Origin of the sequence: Streptomyces sp. NPDC000348 (genome assembly GCF_042898795.1) — a bacterium.
In the GTDB taxonomy this organism is placed as follows: Bacteria; Actinomycetota; Actinomycetes; order Streptomycetales; family Streptomycetaceae; genus Streptomyces.
In genome coordinates this window covers 1-15376 of the sequence record NZ_JBIAZD010000003.1, presented here as the reverse complement: position 1 = coordinate 15376, position 15376 = coordinate 1, and the positions used below count along the sequence as shown (strand labels likewise).

The following is a 15376-nucleotide window of genomic DNA, read 5'->3' as shown; positions in this document are numbered from 1 at the left end:
AGCTCTCACAGTCATGTCCCAGAACACTGGTGCCAGCTACGCAGCGGCGGGCGTCGACATCGAGGCGGGCGACCGCGCCGTCGAGCTGATGAAGGAGTGGGTGAAGAAGACGCAGCGCCCCGAGGTCCTCGGCGGCCTCGGCGGCTTCGCCGGCCTCTTCGACGCCTCCGCCCTGAAGAACTACGAGCGGCCCCTGCTCGCCTCCGCCACGGACGGCGTCGGCACCAAGGTCGACATCGCGCGGCAGATGGGCGTGTACGACTCCATCGGCCACGACCTGGTCGCCATGGTCATGGACGACATCGTGGTGTGCGGCGCCGAGCCGCTCTTCATGACCGACTACATCTGTGTCGGCAAGGTCCACCCCGAGCGCGTCGCCGCCATCGTCAAGGGCATCGCGGAGGGCTGCGTGCTGGCCGGATGCGCCCTGGTCGGCGGCGAGACGGCCGAACACCCCGGTCTGCTGGGTCCGGACGACTTCGACGTCGCCGGGGCCGGTACGGGCGTCGTGGAGGCCGACCGGCTGCTCGGCGCGGATCGCATCCGTACGGGTGACGCGGTGATCGCCATGGCGTCCTCCGGTCTTCACTCCAACGGCTACTCCCTCGTCCGCCACGTGCTGCTGGACCGGGCGGGGCTCGCCCTGGACGGCCGGATCGACGAGCTGGGCCGCACCCTCGGCGAGGAGCTCCTGGAGCCCACCAGGATCTACTCGCTGGACTGCCTGGCGCTGATCCGCACCACCGAGGTGCACGCCTTCAGCCACGTCACCGGCGGCGGGCTCGCGGCCAACCTGGCCCGTGTGATCCCCGACGGGCTGCACGCGGTCGTGGACCGCTCCACCTGGACCCCCGCGCCGGTGTTCGACCTGGTCGGCCGGACCGGTTCGGTCGAGCGGCTGGAGCTGGAGAAGACGCTGAACATGGGCGTCGGCATGATCGCGATCGTGCCGCAGGACTCCGTCGACGTGGCGCTGGCGACGCTGGCCGACCGCGGGGTGGAGGCCTGGGTGGCCGGCGAGATCACCGACCGCGGCGAGCACACCACGGGCGCGGCCCTCGTCGGTGACTACGCGAAGTGAGCGACGGTGCGCCGCCCGCGCGGTGAACGTGCGGGCGGCCCATCGGACGGCCACGGCCGGCCGGGGCAGCACTAAACCCGGTCGGTGACCGGAGTCACCGACCGGGCTGGTGTTTCAGCGCAAGGTCAAGCGCCGCGACGCTGTTGCGAGGACGGGCCGTCCTCGTCCTCGTCGTCGTCCTCATAGAGGTCGGCGTACCGTGCGTACAGGTCGTCGTCTTGCTCATCGTCCTCGAAACGGCCACCGTTCGGTGGCTGGTTCGACGGCGATGCGCCCAGCTCCTCGGCCAGGCGTGAGAGATCAGTCCCACCGCTGTTGTACTTCAGCTGGCGGGCGACCTTCGTCTGCTTGGCCTTGGCCCGGCCGCGCCCCATGGCTCGACCCCCTCAACGACGGGGCTCGACGGCCCCAGAGTCTTGACACGCGTTCATGGTCCAGAACGGACTCTCATCGGAGAGTCCGGTCCGTAGGGCTTCCACGGTACCTGAGCCCGCGCCCATACGGTACGTCGCCCGCATGACGTGCCCGCGCCCAGGACCTTCGAGGCGCCCCGTCCTCGCTGGTCAACCGCGATTTTAACCACTTCTGGACGGTCGACCCGCCGGGAGAAGTGAGAGTTCTCTCCAAGTGCCCTCCGGCGGGTACCGCTCATATGTGCGAAAGCGTCCCGGGTCGGACCGCCCGTGCACGCGTCACCGCACCGGGCGCGCCTCCGCCATCCGCTGCTCGGCGATCCGGTCGGCCGCGGCGGCCGGCGGAATCCCGTCCTCCTTCGCACGTGCGAATATGGCGAGCGTGGTGTCGAAGATCTTCGCGGCCTTCGCCCTGCACCGGTCGAAGTCGAAGCCGTGCAGTTCGTCGGCGACCTGGATGACACCGCCGGCGTTCACCACGTAGTCCGGCGCGTAGAGGATCCCGCGGTCGGCGAGGTCCTTCTCCACGCCCGGGTGGGCGAGCTGGTTGTTGGCGGCGCCGCAGACCACCGCGGCGGTCAGCACCGGCACGCTGTCGTCGCTCAGCGCCCCGCCGAGCGCGCACGGGGCGTAGACGTCCAGGCCCTCGGTGCGGATCAGCGTCTCGGTGTCGGCGACGGCGGACACCCCCTGGGGGTGCCGGTCGAGGATCCGCCGCACGGCGTCCTCGCGCACGTCGGTGATCACGACCTCGGCGCCCTCGGCCCGCAGGTGCTCCACCAGGTGGTGACCGACCTTGCCGACGCCCGCGACGCCGACCTTGCGGTCGCGCAGCGAGGGGTCGCCCCACAGGTGCTGGGCGGCGGCCCGCATGCCCTGGTAGACGCCGAAGGAGGTGAGCACGGACGAGTCGCCCGCGCCGCCGTTCTCCGGGGAGCGGCCGGTGGTCCAGCGGCACTCGCGGGCCACGACGTCCATGTCGGCGACGTAGGTGCCGACGTCGCAGGCGGTGACGTACCGGCCGCCGAGCGAGGCGACGAACCGGCCGTAGGCCAGCAGCAGCTCCTCGGACTTGATCCGCTCCGGGTCGCCGATGATCACGGCCTTGCCGCCGCCGTGGTCGAGCCCGGCCATGGCGTTCTTGTACGACATTCCGCGCGCGAGGTTCAGCGCGTCGGCGACGGCCTCCTCCTCGGAGGCGTACGGGTAGAAGCGCGTACCGCCGAGGGCGGGGCCCAGTGCGGTGGAGTGGAGGGCGATGACGGCCTTGAGGCCGGTGGCACGGTCCTGGCAGAGCACGACTTGCTCATGGCCTCCCTGGTCCGAGCGGAACAGGGTGTGCAGGACGCCGTCAGATACGTCGGTCACTGTGGTGACTCCTGAGTAAGTAGCGGCGGGTGGGGTCGGTCCCCGTAGAGGTGGCGGGGGCTGTGGCACGAGATTAGATCCTCACGCGCCCGCCGGCGGCACCGTGTCCCGGATCACCTCCGTCCGGAGTACCGCCGTGCGGCGGTTTGCGGGGTTTCCCACCCGTCCGGGCGGGGGCCCGGCAGGTTTTCGCGACGGTCCTCGGGGGAGGGAGCAGGCGTGCCCAAGGTGTCCTCGGTGATCGTCCCCTACGCGACCTACCTGCGCGTGTACGAACCGCTGGCCGCCTTCCCGGAGCCGGAGCGCGGCCACTGGGCCCGTTACGCCCGCCGGCCCGACCGCCCCTCGTACCAGGACGAACTCCGCCGGGCCCTGGCGGACCTCGCGCCCACCCCGCCGGTGCCGGTGCCGGTGCACGAGAGCGACGACGCGTTCGTCCTGGAGGCCGACGGCGTGGTCTGCGTCTGCCCCTGGCGCACCCGGCTGCGCGGCTGGCAGGCCCTGGGCGAGCTCGCCGAGGACTTCCCGCTGCCGGTCCTGGACGCGCTCCTGCCCCCGGTCGTGCGGCACCAGGCGACCCGGGACTACGAGCGCTGGCTGGCCGACCACCCCGACGCCCGGCCGTGGATCCGCACCGCGACCTGGCAGGTGCCGATCAACTGGTTCGTGCTCTTCGCGGACGAGGAGCGGGAGTACGGCAAGGGCTCCACCGACGAGGCGCCCTTCCTGCGCTACCGGACCCCCATGGTCCAGGCCCGCCGACGGGTGGCGCGGGGATTGCGGGCGCTCAGGGACGCCATGGACGAGAGCCTGCTGATCGACGGCCTCGTGGACGTCGGGCGCTGGCTGGAGGAGTTCCACCCGCGCTCGCTGGTCGAGCTGGACTACGGCGGACTGGTGCACGCCCTGCCGGCCGGCACGCTCGAGGGCGACCACTCGGCGGCGGACGTCTCCGAGGGGATCGCGGCGCTGCGGCGCGGTGACGAGGAGGGCGCCGGAGCCGCCTACGGGCGCCTCGTGGAGCGCTGGCGGTCGGTCCGCGACCTGCGCTCGGCGAACTGACGTTTGACCAAACGCCCTTCTTGGGGTTTTGTCTTCGCCCTGAGGTGTCTGAGGTTCCGTCAGCGCGCGTCCGGGAACGGACGTAGCCGCCGATCCGGGCGTAAGTCCCAAGCGTGTCAAGCGTGACGGACCGCACTTACGTGGCCCTTGCGCCCCTTGCCCACCCTCATGCCAAAATAGGACAAGGAGTCCGGGGAGGGCTCCTCCGTCCTGATGTGCTCGACTGTGGGCGGAATCTCGGTATTGCGTGCTTTGGGGGGTCCGGTGACTCCTGATCGTTGCTGTGACTGATCGTCACAACAGCGTGACTGTCCGCTATGGCATGGTCCATCGGCTTCCGCGGCTGATGAACACCTGGGAGGGCAATTCCATCGGTTTGGCCGACGTGGCTGGACAGATGGTGTAGTTGTAGTGCCGAGGACAAGCCGTTCGTCCTATAACCGACTCGACTCGCGTCCGCCATTTCGGGCAACGCGGGTCAAGGTGCAGAATTTAGAGGAAAGAACCGAGAAGGTTCGGTTCTCCCGAGGAGGCCGCTCATGACCGCTCGCACCCCTGATGCCGAGCCGCTGCTGACCCCGGCTGAGGTCGCCACCATGTTCCGCGTCGACCCGAAGACGGTCACGCGCTGGGCGAAGGCAGGCAAGCTCACGTCGATCCGCACGCTCGGCGGGCACCGCCGCTACCGCGAGGCCGAGGTCCGCGCACTGCTCGCGGGCATTCCGCAGCAGCGCAGCGAGGCCTGAACAACCGCATGAACCGGGCACGACCGGCTGGTCCCCCACCGGCCGGGACGCCCGGGAACCCTGGCTCCAAGCGACGCGGGGACTGCCCCAACAGGCCCCTCGCCCAAGCCGGTCAGAGCCTTCCGGGCGACTGAACAAGGGTGCGTCGTCGATCGCGCTGGACCCCGCCGGGTCCAGCGCGATCTTTTTTGTGCGCTCCTGGGGGACCGGCTCGGCCCTGACGGCATCCGGAGAACGTTCTGTGCGCGGGCTTGTCGGACTCTGGGGACGAGTGGGGGATCACCTGTGCGCAGGCCGGCGCGGACCTCTTCGAGTGGTGCAATTGCACATATTAAATTGACCTGTTGTAGGAGAGGTGTAAGCACCGAGCATCCCGAAACTTATGCGGTGACACCCGTCACATACCAGTCGGCTTGTTGAGCCCGTGGCATATGCGCTAGAGGGAAAGGGCGTTGAGGCCGGGATGTTCCCCGGCGGGCCGGGGGTGTCCGAGGGCTCGGGCGCGGAGTCCGTCACCGGCCGCAGGAGGTGGTGGCGGATCGGGCAGTGGCGGGTGGGGTGCCGGTACGACGACGCGGTCGACAGGTGTGCCCGGAGCGGTGCCCGTGTCCCGTGCCCGGCGGATGCCGTCATGTGCCACCTCCAGGGACCGCACGGAGGGGTGCCCCGCTTCCTGGAGTACCGGGGGGCGGCGAACCCGTCAAGGCGGCAGCGGGGCCCTGTGCGCCCCGCACGAGGAAGAGCCCGGGTCCGTAAGGCCCGGGCTCTTCCGCCGGCCGCGGTCCTGACGGGATGTGCCGCGTCCGATCGCGGCTCCGCCGCGGGGCGCGGCCCCGGCCGTGCCCTCATGCGGAAGGCCCGCATTCCCTTGCGGGATGCGGGCCTTCCGAACTGCGGTCCTGACGGGATTTGAACCCGCGGCCTCCACCTTGACAGGGTGGCGAGCACTCCAAACTGCTCCACAGGACCAGGTTTCGCAGTTTTCACGCGACGGAGTCTCGATCGGATTCCGCCTGCGTTGCGCTGCGAGAAGGACTGTACAGGAGGTGGAGCCTCCTGGTCGAACTCACCCTGTGTGCGGGACCCGTCACGGCACCGCCGCGTCGATCGCCTTCACGATCCGCTTGTCCGACACGGGGTACGCCGTACCGAGCGCGTGGGCGAAATAGCTGACCCGCAGCTCCTCGATCATCCAGCGGATGTCCAGCACCTGCCGCGGCACCGGCCGCCCCTGCGGCAGCTGCTCCAGCAGCCACGCGTACTCGTCCCGCATCTCGTGCACCTTCGCCATGCGCGTGGTGTCCCGCTGCACGTTCGTCGGCATCTGCTGCAGGCGCCGGTCCGCGGCCACCAGATAGCGCATCAGGTCCGGCAGCCGGCGCAGCCCCGCCTCCGTCACGAAACCGGGCCGCACGAGCCCGTCCAGCTGCTCCCGGACGTCCTGGAGGTTGGGCAGCAGCGCGGGGCTCCGTACGCCCTTCAGACGGCGCTCACAGGCCTGCCACGCCGCCAGCACCTGCTGCACCTGGCCCACCGCGCGGACCGTCGTGTCGACGATCTCCGCGCGGACCTTGTCGTACAGCTTCCGGTAGGACTCCTCGTCCCACACCGGCCCGCCGAAGTCGGCGATCAGCTTGTCCGCCGCGGCCGTCGCGCAGTCGTCGAACAGGGCCTGCACCGAACCGTGCGGATTCGCGGACAGCGCCAGCTTCTGTGCGTTCGTCAGCTTCTCGGACGCGAACTTCGCGGGGTTCACCGGAATCCCCAGCAGGATCAGCCGGCGCGTGCCCTTCCACATCGCCTCCGCCTGCTCGGCCTCCGTGTCGAACAGCCGGACCGACACCGTGTCACCGTCGTCGACCAGCGCCGGATACGCCTTCACCGGCTGACCGGCACGACGGGTCTCGAACACCCGGGTGAGCGAACCGATCGTCCAGTCCGTCAGCCCCCTGCGCTCCAGGGACTCGCCACCCTGACGCTGGGCGGTCGCGGCGGCCGCCTGGGAGAGCGCCTTGCGGGCCTTCGGCCGCAGCTGGAGCCTGAGCGCCTCCAGGTCCTTGTCCTCGGCGATCGTGCGGCGCCGCTCGTCGACGATCCGGAACGTCACCTTCAAGTGGTCCGGAACCCGGGACCAGTCGAAGTCCTCCGCCTCGAAGGGCACCCCGACCATCCGCTTCAGCTCACGGGCCATCGTCACCGTGAGCGGCTCCTGCAGGGGCACCGCCCGCTCCAGGAACGCCTTCGCGTAGTTCGGCGCCGGCACGTAGTTCCGCCGGATCGGCTTGGGGAGCGAACGGATCAACTCCGTGACGACCTCCTCGCGCAGCCCCGGGATCTGCCAGTCGAAGCCCTCGTCCGTCACCTGGTTCAGCACCTGGAGCGGAACGTGGACCGTCACACCGTCGGCGTCCGCGCCCGGCTCGAACTGGTACGTGACCCGGAACTTCAGCGGACCCTGCCGCCAGGAGTCGGGGTAGTCCGCCTTGGTGACCGCCTCCGCCGACTCGCGGATCAGCATCTCGCGCTCGAAGTCGAGGAAGTCCGGCTGCTCGTGCCGCTTGTGCTTCCACCACGAGTCGAAGTGCGCCCCCGACACCACGTGTTCGGGGATCCGCCGGTCGTAGAAGTCGAACAGGGTCTCGTCGTCGACCATGATGTCCCGGCGCCGGGCGCGGTGCTCCAGCTCCTCGACCTCGGTCAGCAGCCGCCGGTTGTCGGCGTAGAACTTGTGGTGCGTCCGCCAGTCGCCCTCGACCAGGGCGTTGCGGATGAACAGCTCCCGGGAGACCACCGGGTCGATCCGGCCGTAGTTCACCTTGCGCTGCGCCACGATCGGCACGCCGTACAGCGTCACCTTCTCGTACGCCATCACGGCCGCCTGGTCCTTCTCCCAGTGCGGCTCGCTGTACGTGCGCTTGAGCAGGTGCTCCGCGAGCGGCTCCACCCACTCCGGCTCGATCTTCGCGTTGACCCGCGCCCACAGCCGGGACGTCTCCACCAGCTCGGCCGACATCACGAACCGCGGCGGCTTCTTGAAGAGCGCCGAGCCCGGGAAGATCGCGAACTTGGCGTTCCGCGCGCCCAGGTACTCGTTGCGCCCGCCGTCCTTGCGGCCGGCGCCCGCACCGGAGTCCTTGGACTCCTTCACGTCCTTCATGCCGATGTGCGACAGCAGACCGGCCAGCAGGGAGACGTGGACGCGGTCGTCGGGGGCGTCCTCCTCGTTGAGGTGGATGCCCATCTGCTTGGCGACCGTGCGCAACTGCGTGTAGATGTCCTGCCACTCGCGGATCCGCAGGAAGTTCAGGTACTCCTGCTTGCACATCCGCCGGAACGACGACGAGCCGCGCTCCTTCTGCTGCTCGCGGACGTACCGCCACAGGTTGAGGTACGCGAGGAAGTCGCTGGACTCGTCCCGGAACCGGGCGTGCTGCTGATCGGCCTGCGTCTGCTTGTCGGCGGGCCGCTCCCGCGGGTCCTGGATGGACAGCGCGGCGGCGATGACCATCACCTCACGGACGCAGCCGTTCCTGTCCGCCTCCAGCACCATGCGGGCCAGCCGCGGGTCCACCGGCAGCTGCGCCAGCTTCCGCCCGGTCTGCGTCAGCCGCTTGCGGGGATCCTTCTGCGCCGCGTCGAGCGCGCCCAGCTCCTGGAGCAGCTGCACGCCGTCGCGGATGTTGCGGTGGTCCGGCGGGTCGATGAACGGGAACCTCTCGATCTCGCCCAGGCCGGCCGCGGTCATCTGCAGGATGACCGAGGCGAGGTTGGTGCGCAGGATCTCCGCGTCCGTGAACTCCGGACGGGCCAGGAAGTCGTCCTCGCTGTACAGCCGGATGCAGATGCCGTCCGACGTACGGCCGCAGCGGCCCTTGCGCTGGTTGGCGCTGGCCTGCGAGACCGGCTCGATCGGCAGCCGCTGCACCTTGGTGCGATGGCTGTAGCGGGAGACGCGGGCGAACCCGGGGTCGATGACGTACTTGATCCCCGGCACGGTCAGGGACGTCTCGGCCACGTTCGTCGCCAGGACGATCCGGCGGCCGCTGTGCTGCTGGAACACCCGGTGCTGCTCGGCGTGCGACAGCCGGGCGTACAGCGGCAGCACCTCGGTCGACCGGTACCGCTTCTTCGTGAGCGCGTCCGCCGTGTCCCGGATCTCCCGCTCGCCGGAGAGGAACACCAGGATGTCGCCGGGACCCTCGGCCATCAGCTCCTCGACGGCGTCCGTGATCGCGGTGATCTGATCGCGGTCGGCGTCCTCCGAGTCCTCCTCCAGCAGGGGCCGGTACCGCACCTCCACCGGATACGTACGCCCGCTGACCTCGATGATCGGCGCGTCCCCGAAATGCCGGGAGAAACGTTCCGGATCGATGGTCGCCGACGTGATGACGACCTTGAGGTCCGGGCGCTTCGGCAGCAGCTGCGCGAGATAGCCGAGCAGGAAGTCGATGTTGAGCGACCGCTCGTGCGCCTCGTCGATGATGATCGTGTCGTAGGCGCGCAGCTCGCGGTCGGTCTGGATCTCCGCGAGCAGGATGCCGTCGGTCATCAGCTTGACGAACGTGGCGTCCGGATTCACCTGGTCGGTGAAGCGGACCTTCCAGCCGATGGCCTCGCCCAGCGGCGTGTCCAGCTCCTCCGCCACCCGCTCCGCGACCGTGCGTGCGGCGATCCGGCGGGGCTGCGTGTGCCCGATCATGCCCCGGACACCCCGGCCCAGCTCCATGCAGATCTTCGGGATCTGCGTGGTCTTGCCGGACCCGGTCTCACCCGCGACGATCACCACCTGGTGATCACGGATCGCCTCGGCGATCGCGTCCTTCTTCTGGCTGACGGGCAGCTGCTCGGGATACGTGACCGCGGGCACCCGGGCGCGCCGCCCGGCCATCCGCTCCTCGGAGGCGGCGACCTCCGCCTCGATCTCGGCGAGCACGGCGGCGCGGGCCTCCGGCTTACGGATCTTGCGGGCGCCTTCGAGCCTGCGTCCGAGCCGGTGCGCGTCGCGCAGCGACAACTCGGTGAGCCGGGAGGCGAGGGAGCCGAGAGCGGGGGCAGAGTGCGTAGACATACGGACTCCAGGATCTCATCCCGCGAAAATTCGCGGCCAATGATTTTGCCGGGGCACACAACAAGGCCCCGATCGAGGATCGGGGCCTTTGCTGTGGCTGGGGCCGGGGTCGAACCGGCGACCTATCGCTTTTCAGGCGATCGCTCGTACCAACTGAGCTACCCAGCCGCGGTGTTTCACGTGAAACACCAGCGGTCCTGACGGGATTTGAACCCGCGGCCTCCACCTTGACAGGGTGGCGAGCACTCCAAACTGCTCCACAGGACCAAGCGTGTCGTACGACAGTGTCGCACAGGGTGGTGCGTGCCCCCAACGGGATTCGAACCCGTGCTACCGCCTTGAAAGGGCGGCGTCCTAGGCCGCTAGACGATGAGGGCTATCGGCCCGCCTGGGCGCTTCTCAGCGCGTCGGGGACGTGAGAAGCATATGGGATGGCGGGAGGGTTCGCCAAAACGGTTTACGGCGCGGGCGTCCGCGGGGTGGCCGAGGGGGTCCCGGAGGAGGGGGACGGCGAGGTGCTCGCGCCCGGCTGGTTCTCCTCCGGGAGGTGGCGGCTGACCTCCGCCGTGGTGAGGCCGAGGCCCCCCAGTTCGATCGAGTCCCAGGCCTGGAGGCGGCGGGTGTCGCGGTCGAAGTAGAGGATTGACGTCTCGATCGGATCCGGGTACCTGCCCTCGATGGCGCGCAGGCCGCTGCCGCCGGTGGAGCCCTCGACGCGGAGCCGGGTGCCGTACTTCATGACCTCCGTCTCCTCGCGGTGGATGTGGCCGGCCAGCACCAGCGGCACGGTGCCGTCGACCTCGCGGGCCGCGGACGGTTCGTGGGCGATCGCCACGTCCACCGGGGTGCCGGCGGTCCGCTGGTCGCGCAGGGCGGAGGCGAGACGGGCGCCCGCCAGTTCCTGGGACTGCTCGGCCCCGGTCCTCTTCGAGCGGTCGGGGGTGAACTGCGGATCGCCGATGCCGGCGAAGCGCAGGCCGGCGATGGTTTTCGCCCTGCCGTCGTCGAGGACGTGGACGTTCCCCATGCCCTCGAGGTAGCGCTGGGTGACGAGCGAGTCGTGGTTGCCGCGGACCCAGACGTAGGGGGCGCCCAGGTCCTCGACGGGGTCCAGGAAGCCGTTCTCGGCGGCGGTGCCGTGGTCCATCGTGTCGCCCGAGTCGACGATCACGTCCACCCGGTACTGCTCCACCAGCGAGGCGATGATCTTCCAGCTGGCCGGGTTGAGGTGGATGTCGGACACGTGCAGCACACGGATGGTGGTCGGGTCGGGCTGGTAGGCGGGGAGGGTGGAGGTGGCGTCGTAGAGCTTGGTCACGTTGGTGACCAGGCGCGCCAGCTCCTTCTGGTAGACGTCGAACTCCGTGACGATGCTGCGCGCGTCGCCGACCAGGGACGGGGCGGAGGAGAGCAGGCCGGAGAACCTGGGTTCCAGGACGGAGTCGGGGTTCCAGGTGGCGTACGCCGTGCCGCCGGACGCGGCCAGCAGGCCGAGGGCGAGGCCGCCGGCGGCGAGGGCGCGGCGGGGGCGGCGGTAGACGGCGAGACCGAGGGCGGTGGCGCCGGTGACCACGGCGACGCAGGAGCGCACGGCGAGGTCGGCGGTGCCGTGGGTGATGTCCCGGGTGACCTCGTCCTGGAGGCCGGAGAGGCGTTCGGGATGGTCGACGAGAGCCTGGGAGCGCTCGGGGTCGAGCTGGTCGACGTTGACGTCCAGGCGGACGGGCGCGATGTGGCTGTCGAGCTGGAGGGCGCCCAGCGGGGAAATGTTGATCTTCGTGCCGCCGGTGACCGAGGGACGCAGGGTCATGGTGGTGTTCATGGGGCCCACGGGGACCCGGACGTTGCCGACGATCAGCAGGCCGAGCCAGGCGCCGAGGACCACCACGGCGACGAGGCCGGCCGCGCGCGTCCAGGGGCGCGGCTGCGGGGCGAGGACGAGCGTCGCGGTGGTGGGCCGGCGGGAGCGGCGGCGGGTGAGGGCCCGCGGGGCCCGTGGGAGGCGAAGGAGGATGTTCGGGACGGCGGAGGGGACGCGGGCCATTGGTCCCGTATGCCCACGTCGGTGGCCGGATATGCGGGGCTCGCGCGCGACCCGTACGGACGGCTCGTGCCCGACAATGGCCCTGTGCTGGAGATGACGCGCGAGATGTTCGAGGAGCTGGTCGCCGAGGCGCTGGACCGGATCCCGCCGGAGCTGACGCGACTGATGGACAACGTCGCGGTGTTCGTGGAGGACGAGCCGCCGGCGGACGATCCGGAGCTGCTCGGGCTGTACGAGGGGACTCCGCTGACGGAGCGGGGCGAGTGGTACGCGGGGGTGCTGCCGGACCGGATCACCATCTACCGGGGGCCGACGCTGCGGATGTGCGAGTCCCGGGAGGACGTCGTCGCCGAGACGGAGATCACCGTGGTGCACGAGATCGCGCACCACTTCGGGATCGACGATGCCCGGCTGCACGCGCTCGGCTACGGATAGGGGGTGTCGTTCGGATCGGGCCGCAGGGAATCGGCACCACCTCGTCGGTGCCGGACCCCGTGTCCGCGGCGGGATCCGAACGACACCCTCCGGGTCGTGCGCGTGTCTTCTTGCGGGTGGTGGGAGTTGGGGTTGTTGACCCCGTACTCCCATCGGAGGTGGCCCCGTGCGCCGCTTGTACGTACCCGTCCGCCTGGCCGCCACGGTCGTGGCCGTCGCCGCTGCCGCCGGCTGCATGAGCGTGGGTGAGGACGGTGCGGGCGGGAGTGCCGGACCGTCGCACTCCGAGGAGAGGCCGGGCGGTGAGGCGCCGGACGGGGGCGCCGCGGTGTCGGACGGCGGTGCCGGGTACGGCGCCGCGTCGGCCGACGGGGCCCGCGGGGACGGCAAGGGCAAGGGCAAGGGGCGCGAGGCCAGGAGGAAGAAGGGCGGGGCGGGGAGGACGGCGTCCGCGGCGGCCTCGCCGTCCGCGGGGGCGAGCCGGTCCGCGCCGGCCGGCGACGGGCCGGACGGGCCCGCGGGGCCGGCCCCGGGCGAGGGGCCCGTTCCTCCGGAGCCCTCGCGGACGCCGGATCCGCAGCCCTCGCCGACACCGCCCGAGCCGTCGGTCACACCGGAGCCGACGCAGGCGGAGCCCTCCTCGTCGGCGCACCAGCCGCCCGAGACGCAGTTGGCGCAGCGGGAACCGGCGCCGGAAGCGGGGGAGCCCGTCTGAGCCCCTTCTCCCCGCGCTTCCCCACCCGCCGGACCCCGCTCTCACCTGCCGGTTTGCCTTAGGGGGTCCCGGGTGCGTATGGTGGCAGATCGTTTGATCCTATTTGCCCGGCGCCACTGCAGAGCGCGCCGTGTGGCGCGTACTCTCTCCCTTGCCGTGGTGGACCGCATCGAGGCGGTCGTATTGCGAATCGCGAATCACGGAGTTGACGGGCGCGTGCCGAAGAGACTCCGGAAGGTTTCGCATTCGTATGCCCATCGCCAGTACTGATCACGTCGTCGTGCCCGAGAACACCGAGGACACCGACATCGACGTCACCACCGAGGTGGCGGCCCCCGAGTTCACCTTCGCCGACCTCGGCCTGCCCGAGGGCGTCGTGCGCAAGCTCGCGCAGAACGGCGTGACCACCCCCTTCCCGATCCAGGCCGCGACCATCCCGGACGCCCTGGCCGGCAAGGACATCCTCGGCCGGGGCCGCACCGGCTCCGGCAAGACCCTCTCCTTCGGTCTGCCGACCCTGGCCACGCTGGCCGGCGGCCGGACCGAGAAGCACAAGCCGCGTGCCGTCATCCTGACGCCGACGCGCGAGCTGGCCATGCAGGTCGCCGACGCGCTCCAGCCGTACGGGGACGTCGTCGGGCTGAAGATGAAGGTCGTCTGCGGCGGCACCTCGATGGGCAACCAGATCTACGCCCTCGAGCGCGGCGTCGACATCCTGGTCGCCACCCCGGGCCGTCTGCGGGACATCATCAACCGCGGCGCCTGCTCCCTGGAGAACGTGCAGATCGCGGTCCTCGACGAGGCCGACCAGATGTCCGACCTGGGCTTCCTGCCCGAGGTCACCGAGCTGCTCGACCAGGTTCCGGCCGGCGGCCAGCGGATGCTGTTCTCCGCCACCATGGAGAACGAGATCAAGACCCTCGTCGACCGGTACCTGAACAACCCGGTCAGCCACGAGGTCGACGCGGCGCAGGGCGCGGTGACGACCATGTCGCACCACATCCTCGTCGTGAAGCCCAAGGACAAGGCGCCGGTCACCGCGGCCATCGCCTCCCGCAAGGGCCGCACCATCATCTTTGTCCGCACCCAGCTCGGCGCCGACCGCGTCGCCGAGCAGCTGCGGGACGCGGGCGTGAAGGCGGACGCGCTGCACGGCGGCATGACCCAGGGCGCGCGCACCCGCACGCTGGCCGACTTCAAGGACGGCTACGTGAACGTCCTGGTCGCCACCGACGTCGCCGCGCGCGGCATCCACGTCGACGGCATCGACCTGGTCCTCAACGTGGACCCGGCCGGCGACCACAAGGACTACCTGCACCGCGCGGGCCGCACGGCGCGCGCCGGCCGCACCGGCACCGTCGTCTCCCTGTCCCTGCCGCACCAGCGGCGCCAGATCTTCCGGCTGATGGAGGACGCGGGCGTCGACGCCACGCGCCACATCATCCAGGGCGGCGCCGCCTTCGAGCCCGAGGTCGCCGAGATCACCGGCGCCCGGTCGATGACCGAGGTGCAGGCCGAGTCGGCCGGTAACGCGGCGCAGCAGGCCGAGCGCGAGGTCTCCCAGCTCACCAAGGAGCTGGAGCGGGCCCAGCGCCGCGCCTCCGAGCTGCGCGAGGAGGCCGACCGGCTGCTGGCCCGGGTCGCGCGCGAGCGGGGCGAGGACGTCGAGACGGTGGTCGCCGAGGCGGCCGAGGCCGAGGCCGCGCTGCCGGAGCAGCCCACCGCGCGGGACGTCGAGCGGACCGAGCGCGTGGAGCGCACGGAGGCACCGGCGCCGTACGAGCGGCGTGAGCGTCGTGAGGACCGCGGCGGGCGTTCCTTCGAGCGCCGTGACGACCGTGGTGGCCGTTCCTTCGAGCGCCGTGACGACCGCGGTGGATTCAACCGTGACCGTGACCGCGGTGAGCGCGGCGGCTTCCGCCGTGACGACCGTCGTGACGACCGCGGCGGGCGTTCCTTCGAGCGCCGTGACGACCGTCGTGACGACCGTGGCGGGCGTTCCTTCGAGCGCCGTGACGACCGTGGCGGTTTCAACCGTGACCGTGACCGCGGTGAGCGCGGCGGCTTCCGCCGTGACGACCGTCGTGACGACCGCGGTGGCTTCAACCGTGACCGTGACCGCGGTGAGCGTGGCGGCTTCCGCCGTGACGACCGCGGCGGCCACCGCGGCAGCGACCGTCCGTTCAACCGCGACCGCCAGGGCGACCGCCCCGGTTTCCACTCCGGCTCCCACGACCGTCCGTACGGCCGTCGTGACGACCACCGCGGCGGCTCCTTCGGCCGCCGCGAGGACAAGCCGCGCTGGAAGCGCAACGGCTGACACGGCCTCACCCGGCCGAGGGGGGGGGGGGGGCCCCCCCCCCCCCCCCCCGGGCCCCCCCCCCCCCCCCCCCGCCCCCCCCCCCCCCCCCCCCCCCCCCCCCCCCCCCCCCCCCCCCCCCCCC

At 71.0% G+C, this 15376-nt stretch carries 11 protein-coding genes and 4 tRNA genes; 6 read left to right on the top strand and 9 right to left on the bottom strand.

From position 1 onward, the window contains the following. Nucleotides 1–13 precede the first annotated feature (13 nt). A complete protein-coding gene (gene purM, locus ACFY3N_RS06885) occupies nt 14–1081 on the top strand; it encodes a phosphoribosylformylglycinamidine cyclo-ligase (protein ID WP_390815583.1) in 1068 nt (355 codons plus the stop codon). A gap of 125 nt (nt 1082–1206) precedes the next feature. On the opposite strand, the gene ACFY3N_RS06880 is transcribed toward purM, so the two are convergent. Next, nucleotides 1207–1455, bottom strand: a complete 249-nt coding sequence (locus ACFY3N_RS06880; RefSeq protein WP_390815582.1) for a DUF3073 domain-containing protein — start codon at nt 1453–1455, stop codon at nt 1207–1209. A gap of 318 nt (nt 1456–1773) precedes the next feature. Then, nucleotides 1774–2862, bottom strand: a complete 1089-nt coding sequence (locus tag ACFY3N_RS06875) for a Leu/Phe/Val dehydrogenase (RefSeq protein WP_390815581.1) — start codon at nt 2860–2862, stop codon at nt 1774–1776. 219 nt (nt 2863–3081) lie between these two features. Between ACFY3N_RS06875 and ACFY3N_RS06870 the strand changes: the two genes are divergently transcribed. Further along, nucleotides 3082–3924 carry a hypothetical protein gene (locus ACFY3N_RS06870; RefSeq protein ID WP_390815580.1) on the top strand — a complete coding sequence of 281 codons (843 nt, stop codon included), beginning with the start codon at nt 3082–3084 and terminating at the stop codon, nt 3922–3924. 539 nt (nt 3925–4463) lie between these two features. Beyond that, the gene (gene bldC / locus ACFY3N_RS06865; RefSeq protein ID WP_003949541.1) at nt 4464–4670 is read left to right on the top strand and encodes a developmental transcriptional regulator BldC; all 207 of its coding nucleotides are present in this window, start codon (nt 4464–4466) and stop codon (nt 4668–4670) included. Nucleotides 4671–4949: 279 nt separating this feature from the next. On the opposite strand, the gene ACFY3N_RS06860 is transcribed toward bldC, so the two are convergent. From ACFY3N_RS06860 to ACFY3N_RS06830, 7 genes are all read right to left on the bottom strand, one after another. Next, nucleotides 4950–5303: a DUF6274 family protein gene (locus tag ACFY3N_RS06860; protein ID WP_390815579.1), complete on the bottom strand. Its 354-nt coding sequence runs from the start codon at nt 5301–5303 to the stop codon at nt 4950–4952. A gap of 261 nt (nt 5304–5564) precedes the next feature. Beyond that, a tRNA-Asp gene (locus tag ACFY3N_RS06855) sits at nt 5565–5639 on the bottom strand. 118 nt (nt 5640–5757) lie between these two features. Next, the gene (gene hrpA / locus ACFY3N_RS06850; protein WP_390815577.1) at nt 5758–9738 is read right to left on the bottom strand and encodes an ATP-dependent RNA helicase HrpA; all 3981 of its coding nucleotides are present in this window, start codon (nt 9736–9738) and stop codon (nt 5758–5760) included. A 94-nt stretch (nt 9739–9832) separates the two neighbouring features. After that, nucleotides 9833–9906: transfer RNA gene (locus ACFY3N_RS06845), tRNA-Phe, on the bottom strand. A gap of 24 nt (nt 9907–9930) precedes the next feature. Then, nucleotides 9931–10005: transfer RNA gene (locus ACFY3N_RS06840), tRNA-Asp, on the bottom strand. 37 nt (nt 10006–10042) lie between these two features. Next, nucleotides 10043–10115: transfer RNA gene (locus ACFY3N_RS06835), tRNA-Glu, on the bottom strand. An 80-nt stretch (nt 10116–10195) separates the two neighbouring features. Beyond that, entirely contained in the window at nt 10196–11782 is a 1587-nt protein-coding gene (locus tag ACFY3N_RS06830) for a metallophosphoesterase (protein ID WP_390815576.1), read from the bottom strand. An 84-nt stretch (nt 11783–11866) separates the two neighbouring features. Here ACFY3N_RS06830 and ACFY3N_RS06825 point away from each other — a divergent pair, with 84 nt between their 5' ends. From ACFY3N_RS06825 to ACFY3N_RS06815, 3 genes are all read left to right on the top strand, one after another. After that, complete coding sequence (locus ACFY3N_RS06825) at nt 11867–12217, top strand: metallopeptidase family protein (RefSeq protein ID WP_159534388.1); 351 nt, start codon at nt 11867–11869, stop codon at nt 12215–12217. Nucleotides 12218–12383: 166 nt separating this feature from the next. After that, nucleotides 12384–12932, top strand: coding sequence for a hypothetical protein (locus tag ACFY3N_RS06820; RefSeq protein ID WP_390815575.1), 549 nt, complete (start codon nt 12384–12386; stop codon nt 12930–12932). Between the two features lie 250 nt (nt 12933–13182). Next, nucleotides 13183–15252, top strand: coding sequence for a DEAD/DEAH box helicase (locus ACFY3N_RS06815; protein ID WP_390815574.1), 2070 nt, complete (start codon nt 13183–13185; stop codon nt 15250–15252). Nucleotides 15253–15376 lie beyond the last annotated feature (124 nt).

Coding starts and splice junctions, on each gene's coding strand:
- purM (WP_390815583.1), top strand. CDS start 14: ATGTCCCAGAACACTGGTGCCAGCTACGCAGCGGCGGGCGTCGACATC.
- ACFY3N_RS06880 (WP_390815582.1), bottom strand. CDS start 1,455: ATGGGGCGCGGCCGGGCCAAGGCCAAGCAGACGAAGGTCGCCCGCCAG.
- bldC (WP_003949541.1), top strand. CDS start 4,464: ATGACCGCTCGCACCCCTGATGCCGAGCCGCTGCTGACCCCGGCTGAG.
- ACFY3N_RS06860 (WP_390815579.1), bottom strand. CDS start 5,303: ATGACGGCATCCGCCGGGCACGGGACACGGGCACCGCTCCGGGCACAC.
- hrpA (WP_390815577.1), bottom strand. CDS start 9,738: ATGTCTACGCACTCTGCCCCCGCTCTCGGCTCCCTCGCCTCCCGGCTC.
- ACFY3N_RS06830 (WP_390815576.1), bottom strand. CDS start 11,782: ATGGCCCGCGTCCCCTCCGCCGTCCCGAACATCCTCCTTCGCCTCCCA.
- ACFY3N_RS06815 (WP_390815574.1), top strand. CDS start 13,183: ATGCCCATCGCCAGTACTGATCACGTCGTCGTGCCCGAGAACACCGAG.